This window comes from Sulfidibacter corallicola (assembly GCF_017498545.1).
Taxonomy (GTDB): domain Bacteria; phylum Acidobacteriota; class Holophagae; order Acanthopleuribacterales; family Acanthopleuribacteraceae; genus Sulfidibacter; species Sulfidibacter corallicola.
Genome location: NZ_CP071793.1, coordinates 7,249,368 through 7,267,466 on the forward strand (window position 1 = coordinate 7,249,368; position 18,099 = coordinate 7,267,466).

Consider the following 18,099-nt stretch of genomic DNA (forward strand, 5'->3'; position numbering starts at 1 on the left):
CGTGTTTTGTGGCGCGAAACCAACACAAGCAGTCCGCGTTGGTGAGGGCTGTGAGGGGCGAGCGGGGTCAAAGGGCCTGGCACGAATGGGGAGTTGCGAACCAGGAACTTGGGAGGCCTCACCCCCCCTGGAATAGAAACAGGTAAGGCGGCACCAACCATACGGGAGGCCCGCTGATGGGGAATGGGGAGTCGGACGACCTCATAGTACTCGGAGAGCGGGAGAGCCGCTCACAGGGGGAAGGGGGTCGCGATCAGATGGAGCTTTCAAGGGACCACACCACTGAGAAGGAGGTCGGCCGTGAGTGTGTCAACAGCATTGGAAGGAATAGCGAACAAGGCGAAGCGGGACGGGTCGCACCGATTTGTGAATCTGTATCGGTTGCTGAACGAAGAATCGCTCCACATGGCTTGGAAGGAACTGAACAAAAGGGCGGCAGCGGGCATCGACAAGGTGACGGCTGCGGAGTACGGCCGAGATCTGGACAAGAACATCGAGGAGCTGGTGAAGCGGCTGAAAGAGAAACGCTACAGGGCGACGCCGATTCGAAGGCAGTACATCCCGAAGAGTAACGGGAAGATGCGGCCTTTGGGAATCCCGGTACTTGAGGACCGATTGGTGCAGCGTGCCACGGTGATGATTCTGGAAGCGATCTACGAGCAGGATTTCCTGGCGGTGAGCCATGGCTACCGGCCAGGAAAGAGTGCGAAAGGTTGTGTGAAAGAACTGCGGGACGAACTGCAATTCGGTGGGTACCGGTACGTGGTAGAGGCGGACATCAAGGGATTCTTCGATCATCTGGATCACGATCTGCTGATGAAGATGCTGGCTCATCGGATCAACGACAAGAGCCTGCTGCGGCTGATCAAGAAATGGATGATCGTGGGGGTGCTGGAGCCGGAAGGCATGACGATTCACCCCAAAACGGGAACCCCGCAAGGGGGAATCATCTCACCGATCCTGGCGAACGTCTACCTGCACTACGTGCTGGACTTGTGGGCGATGAAGCCGTTTGGGAATCACTGTCACGAGCGGGTGAAGTACGTGCGGTATGCGGACGACTTCGTATGCGCATTCGTGTCCAAAATGGATGCGGAACGGTTTTACGAAGAACTGCCGGTGAGACTGGCGAAGTTCAACCTGTCGTTAGCCGAAGACAAGACGAGGATTCTGAAGAGTGGTTGGTGCTGGGGAAAGATGGCGCAAGCCTTCGACTTCCTGGGATTTACCCTAAGGTGGGATAAGGACCGTAAGGGCCGTCCCTACTTGCGACGGAAGACCTCGCGAAAGAAGCTGGAGCAGGGAGCCCGAGAGATGAAAGAGTTCATCAAAGCTCATCGCTCGCTGAAGCTGCCGAAGCTGATCGAGAGAGTGAATACGAAGCTGAGAGGTCACTACGAGTATTTCGGGGTGATCGGGAACAGCCGAGGCATTCAGGAATTTGCGAGAATCGTCACGAGACTCTTGTTCAAGTGGCTGAATCGCAGAAGTCAGAAACGGAGCTTCAACTGGGAAACCTTCGAAGGGATGATCAAACGGCTGGGCCTATTGAGGCCGAGGATCACCGAAGAGAGGGACAATCAGCTCAAGCTACCATTCCTCCGTTGAGCCGAGTACGGAAGCGAATCTGATCGAAGAGCCCGGTGCGGTAGTTCCGCACGCCGGGATCTGTGCGGGGGCTGTCGGGCAACCGGCAGTCCTACCGCGACTAGACAGGACCCATGTGTGACACACGAGGGATGCTCTGAGAAGAGCCCGAGCTTGACATTCAAAATATCAATCGCTTGTGAAGATCCATTTGTCATTTTGAATCATGTGGGTTTGTGTTCGGTTCCGGGAAAAGCGCAATAGCCTCGAATGGAATGGCTGTATTCGTATTCGTGTGGATCCGTGTGATTCGTGGACAAGTCATCAACTGCCGCGTGTAACGCGTCCCCACAAAGGAACCAAACCCGTCGGCCTTTTGGGCAACGGGTCCGTTCTGGGAACTAACAGACTGATAGACAACAGAATGTGTTCCGGAAACCCATCGGAGACGCAATTACCTCACTAAGCAGGCCATGCTAGAAGTTTCCATTTCGTGTTTTTGTCCACTAAATCCACGAAAAAACACGAAAAACGCTTCCCCGGTACTCGCGTTCGCGGGCTGGCAGTTCGGTTGGTGGGAGCTGATGAACAACTCTTGGTTTCCAGGTGTCACATTCTGATAAGTAACAAAAGGAAACCTGTCGACCGACATGCTCGGGTGGGTCCATATTCGTGTCAATCGGTGTGATTCGTGGACCTGACTTCCCGCTTCCCGAGAACCACCCTTGATGACCTGGCGATCGGGGATGGAAGTTTCCACTTCGTGTTTTTGTCCACTAAATCCACGAAAAAACACGAAAAACGCTTCCCCGGCACTCGCGTTCGCGGCCTGGTAGTTCGGTTGATGGGAGCTGATGAACAACTCTTGGTTTACAGGTGTCACATTCTGATAAGTAACAAAAGGAAACCTGTCGACCGACATGCTCGGGTGGGTCCATATTCGTGTCAATCCGTGTGATTCGTGGACCCTGACTTCCCGGTTCCCGAGAACCACCCTTGATGACCTGGAGATCGAGGCTGGAAGTTTCCATTTCGTGTTTTTGTCCACGAAATACACGAAAAGCCTGGCCAGCGAACTCGGGAGTAACCCATCGAAGACGCGATCACCTCACTGGGCAGGCCATGCTGGAAGTTTCCATTTCGTGTTTTTTCGTGTTTTTAGTGGACAGTTTTGGGCCCCGTTCGCGGATCAATTGAGCTTGATCACGCCTCCGGACACCGTGACGTCGGGACCGCCGGTAATCTTCACCGAGCCGCCGGCCTTCAAGTTGAGATTGGCCGAGGCCTCGATACTGACTTCGGTCCCCTTGATACTGACTTTGCCCGCGCGGTTCAGGGTGATCTTGGAGGCCCCGCAACTGATCGAAATCTGCATGCCCGCCTTGATCTTGCGCATCAACCCGGTCTCTTCCGCATACATCAACCCGACGGCCGTGTTCATCGCGCCGCCGACCTGAATGCCGTAGACGCCGCCGACGGTGGTCGACTTCGCGCCGAGCACCGTCTCCACCGACGCCTTGCCGATCGTTTGCGACCGCGCGCCGCCGACCTGCTCGACCAGGTTGTCGCCCACCGATTTGCTGTTGTTGCTGCCGATGATGGTCGACTTGTTCGCCCCGACACTTTCGGCCACGTTGGCGCCCACCACCGATGTCTCGTTGGCGGCAATCGTGGACATCTGGTTGTTGCCCACCAGGTTCACGGCATTGTTGCCCGTCACGCGGTGGGTGTCTTTGGCGACCCGCGTAATCTGGTCGTTGCCCACCACCGTCGCCTGGTTGTTGGCCACGGCAATGCTCTGGATGTTGTTGACCACCACCGTCTGGTTGGCGGCCACCGCTTCCATGTGGTTGTTGCCGACCGATACCGAGCGGTTGTTGGCGACCGAGGTCGATTGATCGTTGCCGACCCCGTGGGTCTGGTTGCGGTTGATGTTACTGGTCTGGTCGTTGCCGATGCTGACCTGGCGATTGTTGCCGACCGACATCGTCTGGTTGCAGCCGACGCTGATGGACTGGCAGTGCCCCACCGAGGTGCTCTGGTCGTGGCCGATGTTGCGGGTCTGGTCGTTGACGACCAGGATGTTCATGTCCTTTTCCGAACGCACGTCGAACAGTTCCTTGCCATCCGTGTCGTCGAACATGATGTGGTGATCCTTGATCGTCTTGATGATGTTCTGGTACTTCTCGGCCGGTCCCAGTGGCGCCGGGTTCATGTCGTTGTAGGCCCTGCCCACCACGATCGGGTGATCGGGATTGCCCTGGAGGAACTCGACCAGGACCTCTTGACCCACGCGCGGAATGAACTGGATGCCGAAATCGCGACCCGCGTAGTTGTTGCTGACCCGCACCCACATGGACGAGTGATCGCTCCACGGCCCTTCGCGATCCCAGTGGAACTGCAATTTACAGCGACCCATTTGGTCCAGGTACACCTCGGCGCCTCCGGGCCCGGTGACCTTGGCGGTCTGGAGACCGTAGACCTTGGGCACCGGCGTCTGCGGTACTTGGCGGTAGGGAATGTCCGTGCTGACGGCTTTCCACTTGCAGTGGAAATGGCCCTGCTCGGCCTGGATGTGGATGTCCGAGAGCAGCCAGCTCTTGTTGACCTCGGGCAGGTAGTGGCCCTTCAGTTTGAAGCGATAGCCGCAGCCGAAGGAGCGACAGTTCGATTCACCGGCCAAATCCACCATTTGCGAGGCCAGCCCCTGGCTGAGGACCGCGGCCATTTGCGCGCCGCGGCCGCCATCTTCGTAGAGCGAGTTGTGGCAGTAGAGTTCCGTACCGCCAGGCGCGCCGGCTCCCTGGACGGAGGAACCCGCCATCAGTTGGGTGCCGGACGTGGTGTAATTGTAATCGTGGCAGGCGACCGCACCGGTGCCCAGGTTGAGGCCGTACTGCACCGCGAACAGCGCTTCCCGATCTTTTTCCTTGAGCTGGCGTTCCTCGTCGTAGACCGCCACTTCGTCGGGCTTGCAGGCCGGATGGGCCCCGATGTGGTCGGCGAACACGATTTGGCGCTCGAAGTGATCGTAAAAGTAATAGGCGCCCTCGGCTTCCAACAGACGGTGAATGAAGTTCAAATCGGATTCGTTGTACTGCAGGGTGTACTCGCGCTCGGCGAACGAACCCCTGGTTTTCCAGGTATGGCTCACGCCCATGCCGCCCATGACCTCGGACACGATGTCCATGACCGACTTCTTCTGGAAGACCTTCGAGCGGTGTGCCTTGCTCAGGAGGAAGATTCTCGGTCGAATCACCACCTGGTAGTAATATTCGCGATCGTGACCTTGCGTTTCCGGAATCAACAGAAACGCCGTGCGCAAATGTCGAAACTGGGCCACGATGCCGTTGAGGGGGCGATCCTGGGTCTGCCTGGGCCCGGCTTTCAGGACGATTCCCGCATCTCTGTTGATGAATTTGGCCGGATCGAGCCCATTCGGAGACTTGAACGTGACTACCAACGTCGAGGGTTCCATGAACCGCTCGTCGAGTTCGAATTTGACGACCTGGATGTCGGCTCCCGGCCCACTCCAGAAAATGTCGTCCGCGTTGTGCCGGTGATGGGGGGCGGCGGGTCCGGGTTGCGAAATACCCTCAAGATGACGCTCTTCCAACAAGTTACACCTCTCTCCAACAGATCGACTTATTGACGGGAACAAGGCGGCCGGGAACGACGGTGTGCCTTTGAACGATATGAATAACCCGTGCAAAACGATTGTTGGTTACGTGATAAAAATGCTACGCTCGGGACTATTGTAGGTTGAAGAAATGGATCCTGGCAAGAAATGTACGTGCGACGTACCCTTCCAGTTCGCTACAAGTCGATATTTCCATCTCGATGCTCATTTTTTCGAGAATTGAGGAATACATTTTGACTTTGATCCGTAAACTTCATGTTACCCAACTGTTATTCCAAAATTATAAGTAATGTGAAATCTGCTTGTTTTCGCCTGCTATGCCCTGGAGAGTCACGAATGGTCCTCGAGAAGCGAGAATTTTTCGGAACCCAGCAATATTTCCAGAATGAAACGGACAAACGCCGCGCCGATTTGCGCCGCCACGAACGTGAACTGGCCGAAGTCGACAAGGACGACCACGCCGTCCGCGTGCGTCAACTCAGGAAATCGGTGATCCACGGGCTGCAGCTCACCGTCTGCAGCTATTCCGCCGGTGAATGCCTGGCCGATGTCGATGCCGAATACCTGAAGATACTCGATGCCGCCGAATCGCTCATCGCGACGCCCACCTACTATCCGTTCGACCTATCCGAGCGCGAGTACTACTTCTACGTGATCGCCCTGATCGCCCTCGGCCGCCTTTTGGATGCACCCACGGCGCGCATCGCCTCGCTCCAGGACCTGGGGCGTTCCAACCAGGACGACTTCTTGATGAGTTACCTGGTCGACGACGCGCAACCGTTGGAAAACCTGCCCCAGGCCCTGCTCCACGAGGAGCCGTTCGGCGCATTGCGTCGCCTGATTCTGGTCTCCGATTTCAACGAGAGAATGGACGCGGTGTTCGCGTACCTGGAAGGGTTTCGCGCGTTCATGGACGAAATGCCCTGGGCGGAAAGCCACCTGGCTCTGGATGGCCGCTTTTTCGGCTACTGGGCCTTTGAATTGGGCGCGCTGGCCAAATTGCTGCCGGTACCGGATGCCTTCTTCGAGCACCAAATGTACTATCCGCGCGATCTGGTCCCCAGCGTGCCGATCTTCGAACCGCCCGAACCACTCGAAGCGACCTACGGTCAAGATTTCGAGATCACCCTCCCGGAAGGATTTCCGGGAACCACCCCACCGGCCTGAGCCGGGTTTGGACCGAGGCCCGGCATCGTGTCGGCGCCCTGGTTCATGCTAGAGTGAACAGGAGCACGTGCCAACCGACAACTCAACTTTCGCGATTCACCTATGCCGAACCGTGAAATGAAGCGACGCCCGCGACCAATCGGCCGGTTCGATGACGAGCCGGACATCAGGTGGCCGAATATGGCCCGGCCCGGGCGGGAAAAGGAATGATATACGATGGGAGCACCAGCAGCACGCAAAACAGATTCGACGGTTTGCCCGATACCCCAACACGTGAAGGGCGCCCTTTCGGGGGGCTCGGCCGACGTCATCATCGGCGGCCAGGCGGCGGCGCGCGTGGGTGACCAGGCCGGCTGTCCCGGCGCGGCCGCCGGGGCCGGCGCCATGGGCGCGGCCAAGGCCGGCGGCAGTCCCTTCGCGGCCGCCGATTGCGACAGCGCCAAGGACCGCAAGGGCGGCGGCGGTGGCGGTGGAGGCGGCGGCGCCGATGTGGTCATGATGGGCAGCGGTTCGGTGCTGATCAACGGCATGCCGGCCGCGCGCCTGGGCGATCAGATGGCCCACGGTGGCAAGATCGTCACGGGATTTCCAGGCGTGATGATCGGAGGCTGAGCATGCTTTTCGAAAATCCGCTGCTCGAGAACCCGCTCGTCGAACTCGCCGCCGTAACCGACCTGGCCGAGGCCGGTCGTCTGTACGCCGTCCTGGACTGCTGCCAGGCGCCTCATGTCTACCAGTACATCCAACAGCGACGCGGCGAGAAACGGTGCCTGTTGGGCAACAAGAACGAAGTCGGCCTCTGGGCCCATTCCCCGTGGCTGGTCCCCGCCGACACCGACCTGGTGACCTGGGTCCGATCGAACCTGTGGCAGGAACCCTGGGGGATCTTCCTCGCTTCCGAACAACCGTTCGCCGTGGTCTTCAAGCAGCTTTTTTCCTCCGGGGTGGTGCGCTCCACGGAGGGTCGCAAAATGTACTTCCGCTACTGGGATCCGCGCGTGTTGCCGGCCTTCCTGCACGCGGCCGACATCCACGAGTTGAAATGGTTTTTGGCCGATCACATCGGCGTCGCCGTCGGCTACGCGAAGTGGGATCTGCGCCTCTATCAGCCGGTGGACCTGGTGCGCAACGCCAAGGGCACCGCCAAGCGCCTGTTCGGTTCCTTCACCATCCGGCAGCGGCACCACGACGCCTTTCACATGGCCGACGACGCCCTGTTCCTGGAAACGGTGATCCTGCACGTGCGCGAGAGTCACGAGGAAACCTCGCTGCTGTCGTCCGAAACCTTGGCCGACATGGTCGAGGAGGGCATCGAAAAAGCGCGTGAGGAGGGCTTCACGACCGTCGCCGACATCCTGACCTTCGTCGATTTTCAATTCGCCTTCGCCCCGAACTTCCACGAGCATCCGCGTGTTCGGCGCATTCTCGACGACCCTTCGATTCACCAAGAACACAAGCTCGACGAGGTATTGGATCTTCCTCGCGGCGTGTTCGCCGAAATCGACGAACGATACGACAACGACGCGTGGTTTCCCGACGCGGCACTGGTAAGGGAGTAGGCCCATGGGATTCGATATCGCAACCGGACAAGTGGACGACATCATCGATTCTCCGGCGTTGTCCAATGCCCGGAATTACATGCGACAACTGGACCAGGAAATCAAGGATCTGCTGATCGATGCCGGCCTCGATATCGCCGGTATCGCCGATCCGACCCCGATCTCCGATGCGATCTCGGCGTTCCGTTCCGCCATGCGCGGCGACTGGATCGGCGCTGGACTCTCGGCGATCTCGATGATTCCCTATGCCGGCGACGCCATCGGCAAGACCGCCAAGGGCGCCCGGCTGATGAAGCAGATCAACAAGCTCAAGAAACGGCTGGAGACCGCGCAAAGCCACTACAAGCAGGTCTATGAACGCACGCGCAAGGCCTTGGAGAAACGCATCGCCAAGGCCAAACGCCAGCGCAAAAAGGCCAAGAAGAAAGGCAACGACAACTGCACGGATTGTGATGGCAAGCCATCGAACCGTTTGCCGAAAACGAAGGGGAAGTGGGTCGAGGGCACGCCCGGCAACGGCAAGTGGATGCCCGACAAGAACACGCCCGAAGGCAAGAAGATTCTGGCGGTGACGGGCGGTGAACCGATTCCCTACAAGGACGGGTATCCCGATTTCTCCAAGTGGTCCAAGGAATCGGTGCCCATCGAGATGACCGGCGACAACACGCTGGATTTCGCCCAAGCCAACATGGCGGCCGACTTTCCGGATACGACCGGCCACACCTGGCACCACCACCAGGACGGCACCACCATGCAGTTGATCCCTTCCGACCTCCACAACAACATGCCCCATTCGGGCGGTGCGTCGGCCGTGAACGTGGCCGACTCATGAGCCGAGGAGATTCCATCGATGAGTGAGCCCACCCCGCTTCGCATGCTGAAAACCGCATCTCCCCTGAGCGAGGAAGAATTGGACCGGGCCGAAGCCAAGGTCGGTCACGAATTTCCCGCCGCCTATCGCGCCTTCCTGCTGGAACACAACGGCGGCCGACCCAGCCGCCAGGTGTTCCGCTTCACCGACGAGATCGACGAAAAAGACAATTCGGACATGGTCGAGTTCTTTCTTTACCTGCAACCGACCGGTCACGAAAACTTCTTCGAGTACAATCAAATCTTCCAAAGCCGCATCCCTCTGGATCTGCTGGTGATTGCCCGAACGCCCGGCAACGATCTGGTTTGCCTCGCCACCAAGGGTTCCCACAAGGGCAAGGTCTTCGTCTGGGTTCGCAAACACGAGAACGAGGACGATCCCTGGAGCCCGGCCTTCGAGCTGGCGGAGCGTTTCGATGCCTTTCTGGCGAGCCTGATCGACCTGCAGACCTACCTCAAGGAAGCGCGTGAGAAGCGAAAATGATGGCGCTCTGTCCACAACCGAAGGCGCGTGCATCGGCCGAGGCGCGCGAGGCGCGGCGCACGGTGCCCTGGTCCCGGCTGGACGAGCGGTTCCCGGCGGTGAAGCCGACCTTCTTGGAACATTGGCCGCCGGAATTGAGGCGATGGAGCATGCCCGCCGAGGCGGTGCCCCTGGGTTGGGCTGAAGTCCACGCCCTCGGCGCGCGGCTGCCCGGCATGGCCCAACACTTCGAAGGGCATTATCGCCGGGCGCTTCCGGAACTCGTCAAACGCCTCGATGCCGCGCTTGCCGGCTTTCCGGAGGGGGCCTTCGTTCGCCTGGGCTCCACGAGTCCCAAGGATTCGCCCCTGTTCCCCATGCTCGGGGGTCGGGTGCGACAAGGCGACCAGGTGATCCGGTTGTTGACTTCCAGCCAAGCGCGCATCGCGCCGGCCCTTCGGCAAGCCGTGCGCCTGACCTACCTGCCGACCCTGTTCCTGCGGCCCTGGCGCGAGATTCCGCGCGGATCGGAGCTGCGTTGTTTCATGCGCGGGCGCCGCTTGATCGGCGTCTCGCAGTACGACCTGGCCGGTCCCGCCCTGAGCGACCTGGGCCGCGACAAACTGGATGCCCTGGGTGCCGAGATTGTCTCCTTTTTCTCCTTTTTCCGTCGGGCGGTGCATCTCGAGGACGTGGTCTTCGATCTGATCTTCGCCTTCGCGGGCACGCAGGTCCAGCTCACGCTCCTGGAACTCAACCCTTTGGATTCCTTGACCGACGGCTGCCTGTTCTCCTGGCGGGAGGACGATTTCGACGGCGGATTTCGCTATCTTTGATCCCATGTGATCCCGCTCGCCCCGCGCCGGGAGAAAAGGGATGCCCGGCCGCGAGAACCGGTTTAAACTAACCCGAAAAAAGCCCCCCACGAAACGGAGTGACGACCGATGACACACGAGACGCAAAACCGCAAAGCCCTCGCGGCCAAAGACCTGGAGAACTTCAAACGACGGACGGGCGCTGCCCTGACGCGCATCTACGGTTCGGCGGGATTACGCCACGATGCCAGTGTCAACGCGGTGGCCTTCTCACCCGACGGCCGGCAGGCGGCCACGGGCGCCGACGACAAGCTGGTGTTGGTCTGGGATCTCGAGTCGGGCCAGGAGATCCACCGCCTGGTCGGCCACGACGACAAGATCACCGACCTGTTCTTCACCGGCGAGGGCACCATGCTGGTCACCGCCTCGCTGGACAAGACCCTGCGGTTGTGGGATTTGCGAACCGAGACGACGCTGGCGGTCTTCGAGGGTCACGACGCCGAGGTGATGGCCTGCGTCCCGGTGCCAGGTGGTCGCTACATGGTGAGTGGCTCCATCGACACCACCTTGAAATTGTGGGACTTGGAAGGCGCTTCCGAGGTTCGCACCTACGAGGGCCACCGCAAGGAGGTCTATTGTGTGGACGTGTCGCCCTGTGGTCGTTTCATCCTCTCGGGCTCCGAAGAGACCCAACCGCGCCTGTGGAACCTGGAAACCGGCAACGAGTTGGCCAAGTGGCGCGGTCATCGGTCGAGCATCCGAAGCTGTCGCTTTTCACCCGACGGCACCCATGCGCTCACCGGTTCCGAAGCCGGCAAGATCAAGCTGTGGACGGTGGACACCGGCAAGGTGAAGACGACCTACAAGGGTCACGAGGAGTGGGTGTTGGCGCTGGCCTTCGATCCGGACGGGACCCGCTTCGTCTCGGTCGGCTTCGAGGAAGCGCTGTTCTACTGGTCCCTTTCGGAGGAGAAGCCCACCCAGAGGTTCGCCAAGCAGGGCGGTGGCCTGTTCGCGTGCGCGGTCTCGGCGGACGGTAAACGCGCGCTGCACGGCGGGGAGGACGGCGCGGTGAACCTCACCGACCTGACCACCGGTGAAGCGGCGTTCCAGACTTGGGGCCACCACGGCCGCTTGCGCGATCACCGCACCACCGAGGACGGGAAGCGCATCGTTTCGGCGTCGGAGGACGGGAGCCTGATCGTTTGGGACACGGAGAACAGCACCGAATTCACGCAGTTGAAGGGTCACAAGAAACCGGTGCTGGCGTGCGATGTGACCCGCGATGGCCGGTTGGCGGCATCGGCGTCGAAGGATGGAACCATCAAGCTCTGGAACCTGGTGGACGAGACCCCGCCGCGCATCATCAAGGTGGGTGGCCGGGTGACGACCTGTCGCTTTTCACCGGATGGGAATTACTTGGTGACGGGCGATACCGTGCCGCACGCGACCTTGTGGCAGGTGGCCGACGGTGCCAAGCTGGAAACCTTCGATCACCACACCTTTATGGTTTGGGCCTGCTGCTTCGCGCCGGATGGGGCGAGTTTCGTTTCCTCGGGTTACGACAAGACGCTGGTGCGTTGGCACTTGGCCAGCGGGGACATCATCGTCAACTTCACCGAGGCCGATGCGTTGGTCAACGACATGGCGTTTAGCGCCGACGGCCAGCGCCTGCTGTGCGCCATGGCCGACGGCAGCCTGCGGCTCTTCGACGCCCAGACGGGTGAATTGAAGCAGCGCATGGATGGCCACGAGGGCTCCGTCAACGCCTGTGTGTTCACCGAATCGGGGGCGGCGAGCATCGCCCTGGATCGAACGGTCCGGTTGTGGAACCTGGAGCGCGGCGAGGAGACGGACAAGCTGGACCTCCCCTGGCATCCGCTGACCCTGACGGCGGCACCGGGCTCGCCGGCTACCTTGATCTTGGGCACGAGTAGCGGGGTCCTGGCTCAACTGGACCTGAACCGGTTCGACGAAAAGCCGGATGCGATCACGGCGCCGCCGCACCCGGCGACGCCCGACATGAGCACACCGGAGGTCCCGGCACCCGAGGGTTTCCAACCGAAGAACGACTGATCCACGAACCCTGCGGCTGGTCTGGATCCCTGTCCACTAAAAACACGAAAAAACACGAACAGGATACGCCAGGCATTCCCTGCCCAGTGAAGAGATTGCTCATTCGATGGGTGACAGGAACACATTCTGTTGTTTATCAGGATCTTAAATCTCAGAACTAGAAAGTTACCCTAAAGGCCAACCGGTTCGGGTCCTGTGGGGCGACGCGCTACGCGGGTCATTTAAGGACATGTCCACGGATCACACCGATCCACACGGATACGAACCCGACCATTCCGTTCGAGGCTTTTTGCGTTGCTCCTCCCGGAACGGAACACAAACCCAGATGATTCAAAATGGCCAAAAAATCTGCATAAGCGCTCGATATTTTTAACTTAAAGCTCGGATTCTTCTCAGCGTTCCTGCGGTGTGGCAGTCTGGGTCCTGTTAATTCGTGTCATCCGTGTGCATTCGTGGATAAGAAATGGTGGCCACCCGAGGAACCGTGCACCTTTCCTGGCTTTCTTGTTTCCGGGCTTCCTGATCCTCATTCCCGACGGCAAGAACCATCTCCACTCAAAAGCGATTGCGACGAATTCGCGAGGTCAATCCGCGATTCACGTCGAGGCATCGTTCGAAGACATCAACACAACAGGTTTATTTTCGATCTTGAACATCAGCCACCAACATCCAGCACCCTAGGAACTGCGAAGTGCGAAAGAGGTGCTATGTGTTTCGTGTGTTTTCGTGGTTTTCGTGGACCAGTTGGAGGTCCCCGCCCTGGACCTCCGATAGCTGGCCGAGCTGGTTTCCGGGAGCGTGGAGCGAGACCCAGCCGCCTTCCCCGGAACCGTCGCGTGCCTGGATCTTCTTGATCGCCGCATCCAACTCCTTGCGCAGCCCGAAACGGCTGGCATTGCGCAACTTTGCCAAAGGTTCGATGGTCGAGAAGTCGCCGAGATCTCCCAAGCGTTGGGCCGCTTGCAGGCAATCCGCGCGAGAACCTTCTGCCAGGACGTCCAGGAGAAAGCCCACCACGCGGGCGTCGTCGCGGCGGCCGATGTGCGCCAGAATCGGCGTGCGAAATCGTGACTGGGTCGACAGCGCGATCAGGTGCGGCACCGCCAGGGCATCGTCACTCGAGTTCAACAGATGTAGGGCCCCTTCGGTCATGCCCTCCCGCGTCACTGCCTGAAGAAGGGTGTGGGTACGCAATGGCTCGGGCAGGGTGGCGGCGACCGTCAAGAAGAGGTCGATGGCGTCGCCTTCGACTTTAGCGACCAGGAGATCGAGGAAGGGTGGCGCGATGGGGCGACCGGCGTACATCTGTAGCAGGGCCAGTTCCGGGTTCTCGAGGACCGGTGGATCTCCCTGAAGATCCTCGTCGAACCCCAACTGCGCGACCTGGCCGGGTTCGAAGTGGTCGACGATGGCGGCCAGGCAGCGTTGGCGGACGCCTTTCATGGCATCGCGCCGAACCATGTCCGCGAGTCTGGGAAGTGCGGGAGTTTGGTCCATGCAGGTGTTCAGGAACCGCATGGCGCGGTCGGCCTTTTTCCTGATTTGATCCCGCGAAAGATCGCGCACATCCAGGGGTTGGGAGGCGTCGCGAGGGATGGTGACCACCAGGCTTTTTTGGGTCAGGGTCACCTCGCCGTCCAACAGGAAACCGCGGTGCCGGCCCTTCATTCCGGCCAGGAATTCCACGGCGTTTCCCTGCAAGAGATACTGCTCGTCGAGCATGGGGTCGCCGGTCTGGATGCGTTGCCAGTTCTCGTCGTCGGCGATGTAGGGCCGCAATTTGAAGGGAATGTTCATGGGCGTGTCACTGCGAATCTCGAGCTGCAGCGACATATCCTTTGGATTCGTCCTGATTTTTCCCGTGAAGCCAGGCGCCAATGAGAACGTTCTCTCGGCATTCGGGAGGGCTTTGATTGGAGAATTTTTCTTTTTGGCCGTGAAATAGCCGATAACCCACCCGGTAAGAATGGCCACAATCATTTCAAGGTTATCAAATTCCAAACACGTCTCCAAAAGAACCGAGCGAATCGGTGTCGCTCACGCATTGTAACCCACACACTGTCCACTAAAAGCACGAAAAAACACGAACAAAGGATCGCTTCCCACACGGGAATACTTTGGCTGAGTGGATGGGTTTCCTTAGCTTAAATAATTGAAAATGAGTTGATTAAGTTGGTTTATTCGAGCAGTGCCTGAGTGTGAGCCGTGGGATGATGCCTATTCGTGTGGATCTGCGTGATTCGTGGACAAAAATCGTGAAATCGTCACGATCGCACCTCGACTTGGCGATCATTTCTTATCCACGAATACACACGGATGACACGAAAAACAAACCCAGCTCACGCGGCAGTTTTCGTGTTTTTTGTGGACGGTTAAGTGGAAGAGTCAGATGACCCGTGGATGGAATGTTCCACGGGTCACGAATACATTTTGGGGATCATCCGTGTCGAACTCGAACGGTCACCTTGGTTTCCATTGATAGTGTCGGTATCGTTTCCAGGAACGATCGCGATTTCTCGTGTTCGGAGCATCCAAGCAATCGCGATTGGAGCGCAAACAGAATGGACAGAGTCTCAAATGTGAATAGATTCGAGCGGCTCTGAATTTGAATGACTCCCTTTTCGGAAGCTCCATTTCGTCTTCGAAATCACCGTACAATTTGCGGGGTTTCACCACTAGGTACCTCCTTTTAAGGTCCTAGTGGAAACCCTCCTCGAACGACTTCCTCAGCATGGCGAGTCCTCCTGTTTCGTGCTCGTTTCACGAAAGTGTCAAGTGTAACATCATGAGTATTTCCGTTTCGAATACCTGATCATTCGTGTGGATCTGTGTGATTCGTGGACAAAAACCGTGAAATCGTCACGATCGCGTTTGACCCGAGATGATCCTTGCCGTCATCGAAGGGGAGCAGGAAACCCGGAAGCAAAAAAAGCCAGGAAGTCTGCGGCATCGTGGTTTTTTCTTATCCACGAATGCACACGGATGACACGAATAGCAAACCCAGCTCGCCCCAAGCAATTTCGTGTTTTTTCGTGTTTTTCGTGGACAGTGCCTTTCGCGGCTTTCGTGGACCGCCTGCTCGGCCCGGGCCGGGAAGCCCCCCTCCCAGACCGGGCCGGCATGCGCGACACCAGTCACTTAAGCAATGCGCGGGCGAAACCTCGCCCCGCCGGATCACAGCACGAAGCTGCGCGAGCTGAAGGTCGCGTCCTGGAAGAACGCGAAGAACAGCGACGGCGCCGTGCCCTCGGGACGCGCGATCCCTTCCGGCAGGCCGCGCTTCAGCTCGATCACCCGGAAAGAGGCCTTCTTGGTGGCCGGCAACGTCAAGGCGAACTCGAGACCCGCTTCGGGAACGCCGTAAAGGCGCAGCGGCGCGCTGATGCGGCCCCATCGCTCTTCGCCCAGCTCCAGGCCCGTGATGCGGCTCGCCCCGTCGAATTCCACCATCATGTTGCGGGCGTCGCGCTGGGAGGTTACCACCAGGCGCAGGTGACGGCGGGTTCCCTCGATTCGATCTTCCAACACCTCGACCGTCGGAGGCGTGAGGGCCATGTTGTCGGCTTTGGCGTGGAGGAACGGGTAGCCGATCCCGGGGATGAACTGGGACGGGCGGCGCTCGCCTTCGGCCAAATACGCGCGGGTCCACCCGTTGGGCCGCGGATCGGAGGAAAACCAGTAGGCCTCGCCCGAGTCGAGGTCCAGACCGTAACTCAAACTGGCGAACTTGGGCTGTTGCGCGGACACGGACAGGTTGAGCGAGAAGCCCACGCCCAGGCAGGTCAGGCCCAACAGCAGCGCCACGGGGGGCACGCGAAAGCGATCGGGAAGGTGCGCGGCCAGGATCGGCAGGAGCAGGGACAAGCCCAACGAGACGAGCAGGGCCACCACACCCGAATAGAGAACCGGCAAGGCCAGGTAGATGGCGTAGTCGACCGGGAGCTGCAACAGCAGCATCGGCAGGGCGCCCGCAAGCAGCATGACCGAGGCCGGGCCGTCCAGACCCTTGCCGCGCAGGATGCAGACCAACAGCGCCGGCGCGAAAAACAGGAGCGGCACCACGAACAGGTACATGGAACCCGGGGCCATGACCATGCAGGCCGCCGCCAGGGCCAGCCACCAAGGCAGGACCGCCACGGTCAGCGTCAACGCGTTCCACTTACGGACGAGGCGGCGCAGCAGCATGATCCCGATGGCCAGGGCCACCAGCAGGAAGCCCACGAAAAAAACGCCGGAGTGGTAGGGGTGACCCGTCAGCGTGAGGCCCGCCCGCGATTGAAAGGCGCTGATGATTTGCCACAGAACGGCACCCAGCAGGGGACCGGCCAGCAGCACCAGCGGCCACACCGCCAGGGCCGCCGCGAAACCGCCTTTCGGCGCCTGACCCTTCGCAAGGGCCAGGACCAGCGCGGCCAGGCTGAGGAGGCCCGCAAGGATGAGAAGCGGCAGGTTCATGCCGGCGGGGTACGAGAACATGCCCCACGGCAAGTGGAAAAACACCGCGTTGGTGCCGTCGGGCGCCGCCGGAGCATGGTGGGCGAAATAGCGGGCAAGTGCCACCGCGTTCCGCCCGTGTTGATCCAGCACCGCCGGATCCAGTGCATCGATGCGGTCGGAACTGGAGTGATAGTGGCTCGGGCCGTCGATGTGGGCGAAGCCGATGCCCTGCACGCCTGGCAGTTTGACGAACTCGCGGAAATCCGTCGTGTTGGGCATGATGCGGTAGATGTCGCCGGCCAGCGAGGTGCCGTCGAGCCAAGGCGCCGCCTCATTCAACTGCGCCACCAGGTTCTTGTTGGCGGCCGTCGTTTCGAACGCGTAGACGCTGCCCGCGTTGCCGCGACCTTCGAAGTTGACGAACAAATCCACGTCCTTCGCCCAGGGATGACGCTCCACGAAGGCCTTCGAGCCCAGTAGCTGCAATTCCTCGGCGTCGGCGAACAGGAAAATCAAGTGGTTGCGGCGCGTTTCCCGCGAAACCAGGTGCACCGTTTCCAACAACGCCGCCACCGCCGCGCCGTTGTCGCCCGCGCCGGGCGAATTGGCCACCGAGTCGTAGTGCGCCGAGAACAGGATCGTGTGGGCGCCCTCCGTGCCCGGCAAGCGCACGGCCACGTTTTGGACCCAGGCGCCGAGCACGCTCTCGCCCACGCTCCGTGACATGAACGTGCGCTGCACCTCGTAGGGCACCTGCATCGCCGTCAATTGCTGTTCGAGGTAACCGCGCACACGGTCATGGGCTTCGGAGCCCACCGGATGCGGCTCCGCGGCGATGTGTTGCAGGTGCGCCATGGCGCGTTCCCGCGAGAAATCGGCATCGGCGGCCGTGAGGGAAAGGATCGAAGTCAGGTAAACCAAAACAAATGAAAGGGCATATTTTCGAAATTTTAAAATTTTCATAACCATTCCTGGAGAAAAATCACTTCATAAATAGGTGGCATGGTGAATTGCCGACGTTTTGTGAGTTGCCTTACGCTTTCCCGCTCGAGGTGACGAAAGGGTCCCTCGGTACATTCGCTCGACTCGAAGGTCGGCCTCCGTCGTGCCACTGTCCCGAGCCTGGCCTGGCGGGAATCGACAACCCGAATGCGTCTCAACTTCCAAAAAGACTGCAGGACCAGTTGGTTACTCGGGGAAAAATGGTCTGGCCGCTGAATGCTCGGTCGATTTTACCAATTTCCGCGTATTACCGTTCCTTTCTAGCAAAAATGGATTGGCATTTGTAGAATTTTTTCTGATTTTCTTTGGCAGGAGGTTAACCGAAGCCGTCTTTCAAACCAAAATTGGTCGAATTTTGCCACGGTTTGCATTGTTCTTTACGTTTTTCTTTACTTCAATCTTGCGATCTAAGGCGGATCCATGTAACATCCCAATCTTGTTAGTTAGTTATTTTTCGAAACGCGCCATATTGACGCGAACATT

The 18,099-nt window shown here is 59.4% G+C and carries 11 protein-coding genes; 8 read left to right on the forward strand and 3 right to left on the reverse strand.

Translation table 11 applies throughout. From position 1 onward, the window contains the following. Positions 1 to 300 precede the first annotated feature (300 nt). Positions 301 to 1,608 carry a group II intron reverse transcriptase/maturase gene (ltrA, locus tag J3U87_RS22460; RefSeq protein ID WP_237378013.1) on the forward strand — a complete coding sequence of 436 codons (1,308 nt, stop codon included), beginning with the start codon at positions 301 to 303 and terminating at the stop codon, positions 1,606 to 1,608. A gap of 1,168 nt (positions 1,609 to 2,776) precedes the next feature. Here the strand turns inward: ltrA and J3U87_RS22465 are convergent. After that, positions 2,777 to 5,206 carry a type VI secretion system Vgr family protein gene (locus tag J3U87_RS22465; protein WP_237378014.1) on the reverse strand — a complete coding sequence of 810 codons (2,430 nt, stop codon included), beginning with the start codon at positions 5,204 to 5,206 and terminating at the stop codon, positions 2,777 to 2,779. A gap of 357 nt (positions 5,207 to 5,563) precedes the next feature. Between J3U87_RS22465 and J3U87_RS22470 the strand changes: the two genes are divergently transcribed. From J3U87_RS22470 to J3U87_RS22500, 7 genes are all read left to right on the forward strand, one after another. Beyond that, complete coding sequence (locus J3U87_RS22470; protein ID WP_237378015.1) at positions 5,564 to 6,394, forward strand: PoNe immunity protein domain-containing protein; 831 nt, start codon at positions 5,564 to 5,566, stop codon at positions 6,392 to 6,394. 216 nt (positions 6,395 to 6,610) lie between these two features. After that, positions 6,611 to 7,006 (forward strand): PAAR domain-containing protein, encoded by a 396-nt coding sequence (locus tag J3U87_RS22475; RefSeq protein ID WP_237378016.1) that lies wholly within the window; start codon positions 6,611 to 6,613, stop codon positions 7,004 to 7,006. 2 nt (positions 7,007 to 7,008) lie between these two features. Beyond that, positions 7,009 to 7,953 (forward strand): DUF4123 domain-containing protein, encoded by a 945-nt coding sequence (locus J3U87_RS22480; RefSeq protein ID WP_237378017.1) that lies wholly within the window; start codon positions 7,009 to 7,011, stop codon positions 7,951 to 7,953. Positions 7,954 to 7,957: 4 nt separating this feature from the next. Beyond that, positions 7,958 to 8,785 (forward strand): HNH endonuclease, encoded by an 828-nt coding sequence (locus J3U87_RS22485; RefSeq protein WP_237378018.1) that lies wholly within the window; start codon positions 7,958 to 7,960, stop codon positions 8,783 to 8,785. Between the two features lie 18 nt (positions 8,786 to 8,803). Continuing rightward, positions 8,804 to 9,307, forward strand: coding sequence for an SMI1/KNR4 family protein (locus J3U87_RS22490; RefSeq protein WP_237378019.1), 504 nt, complete (start codon positions 8,804 to 8,806; stop codon positions 9,305 to 9,307). Next, the gene (locus J3U87_RS22495) at positions 9,304 to 10,122 is read left to right on the forward strand and encodes a cell division cycle 123 family protein (RefSeq protein WP_237378020.1); all 819 of its coding nucleotides are present in this window, start codon (positions 9,304 to 9,306) and stop codon (positions 10,120 to 10,122) included. The genes J3U87_RS22490 and J3U87_RS22495 overlap by 4 nt, the downstream gene beginning before the upstream one ends. 108 nt (positions 10,123 to 10,230) lie before the next feature. Further along, positions 10,231 to 12,177, forward strand: a complete 1,947-nt coding sequence (locus tag J3U87_RS22500; protein ID WP_237378021.1) for a WD40 repeat domain-containing protein — start codon at positions 10,231 to 10,233, stop codon at positions 12,175 to 12,177. Positions 12,178 to 12,882: 705 nt separating this feature from the next. Here J3U87_RS22500 and J3U87_RS22505 read toward each other — a convergent pair. After that, the gene (locus J3U87_RS22505) at positions 12,883 to 14,010 is read right to left on the reverse strand and encodes a hypothetical protein (protein ID WP_237378022.1); all 1,128 of its coding nucleotides are present in this window, start codon (positions 14,008 to 14,010) and stop codon (positions 12,883 to 12,885) included. A gap of 1,341 nt (positions 14,011 to 15,351) precedes the next feature. Beyond that, the gene (locus tag J3U87_RS22510) at positions 15,352 to 17,577 is read right to left on the reverse strand and encodes a M20/M25/M40 family metallo-hydrolase (protein ID WP_237378023.1); all 2,226 of its coding nucleotides are present in this window, start codon (positions 17,575 to 17,577) and stop codon (positions 15,352 to 15,354) included. Between the last annotated feature and the right edge of the window lie 522 nt (positions 17,578 to 18,099).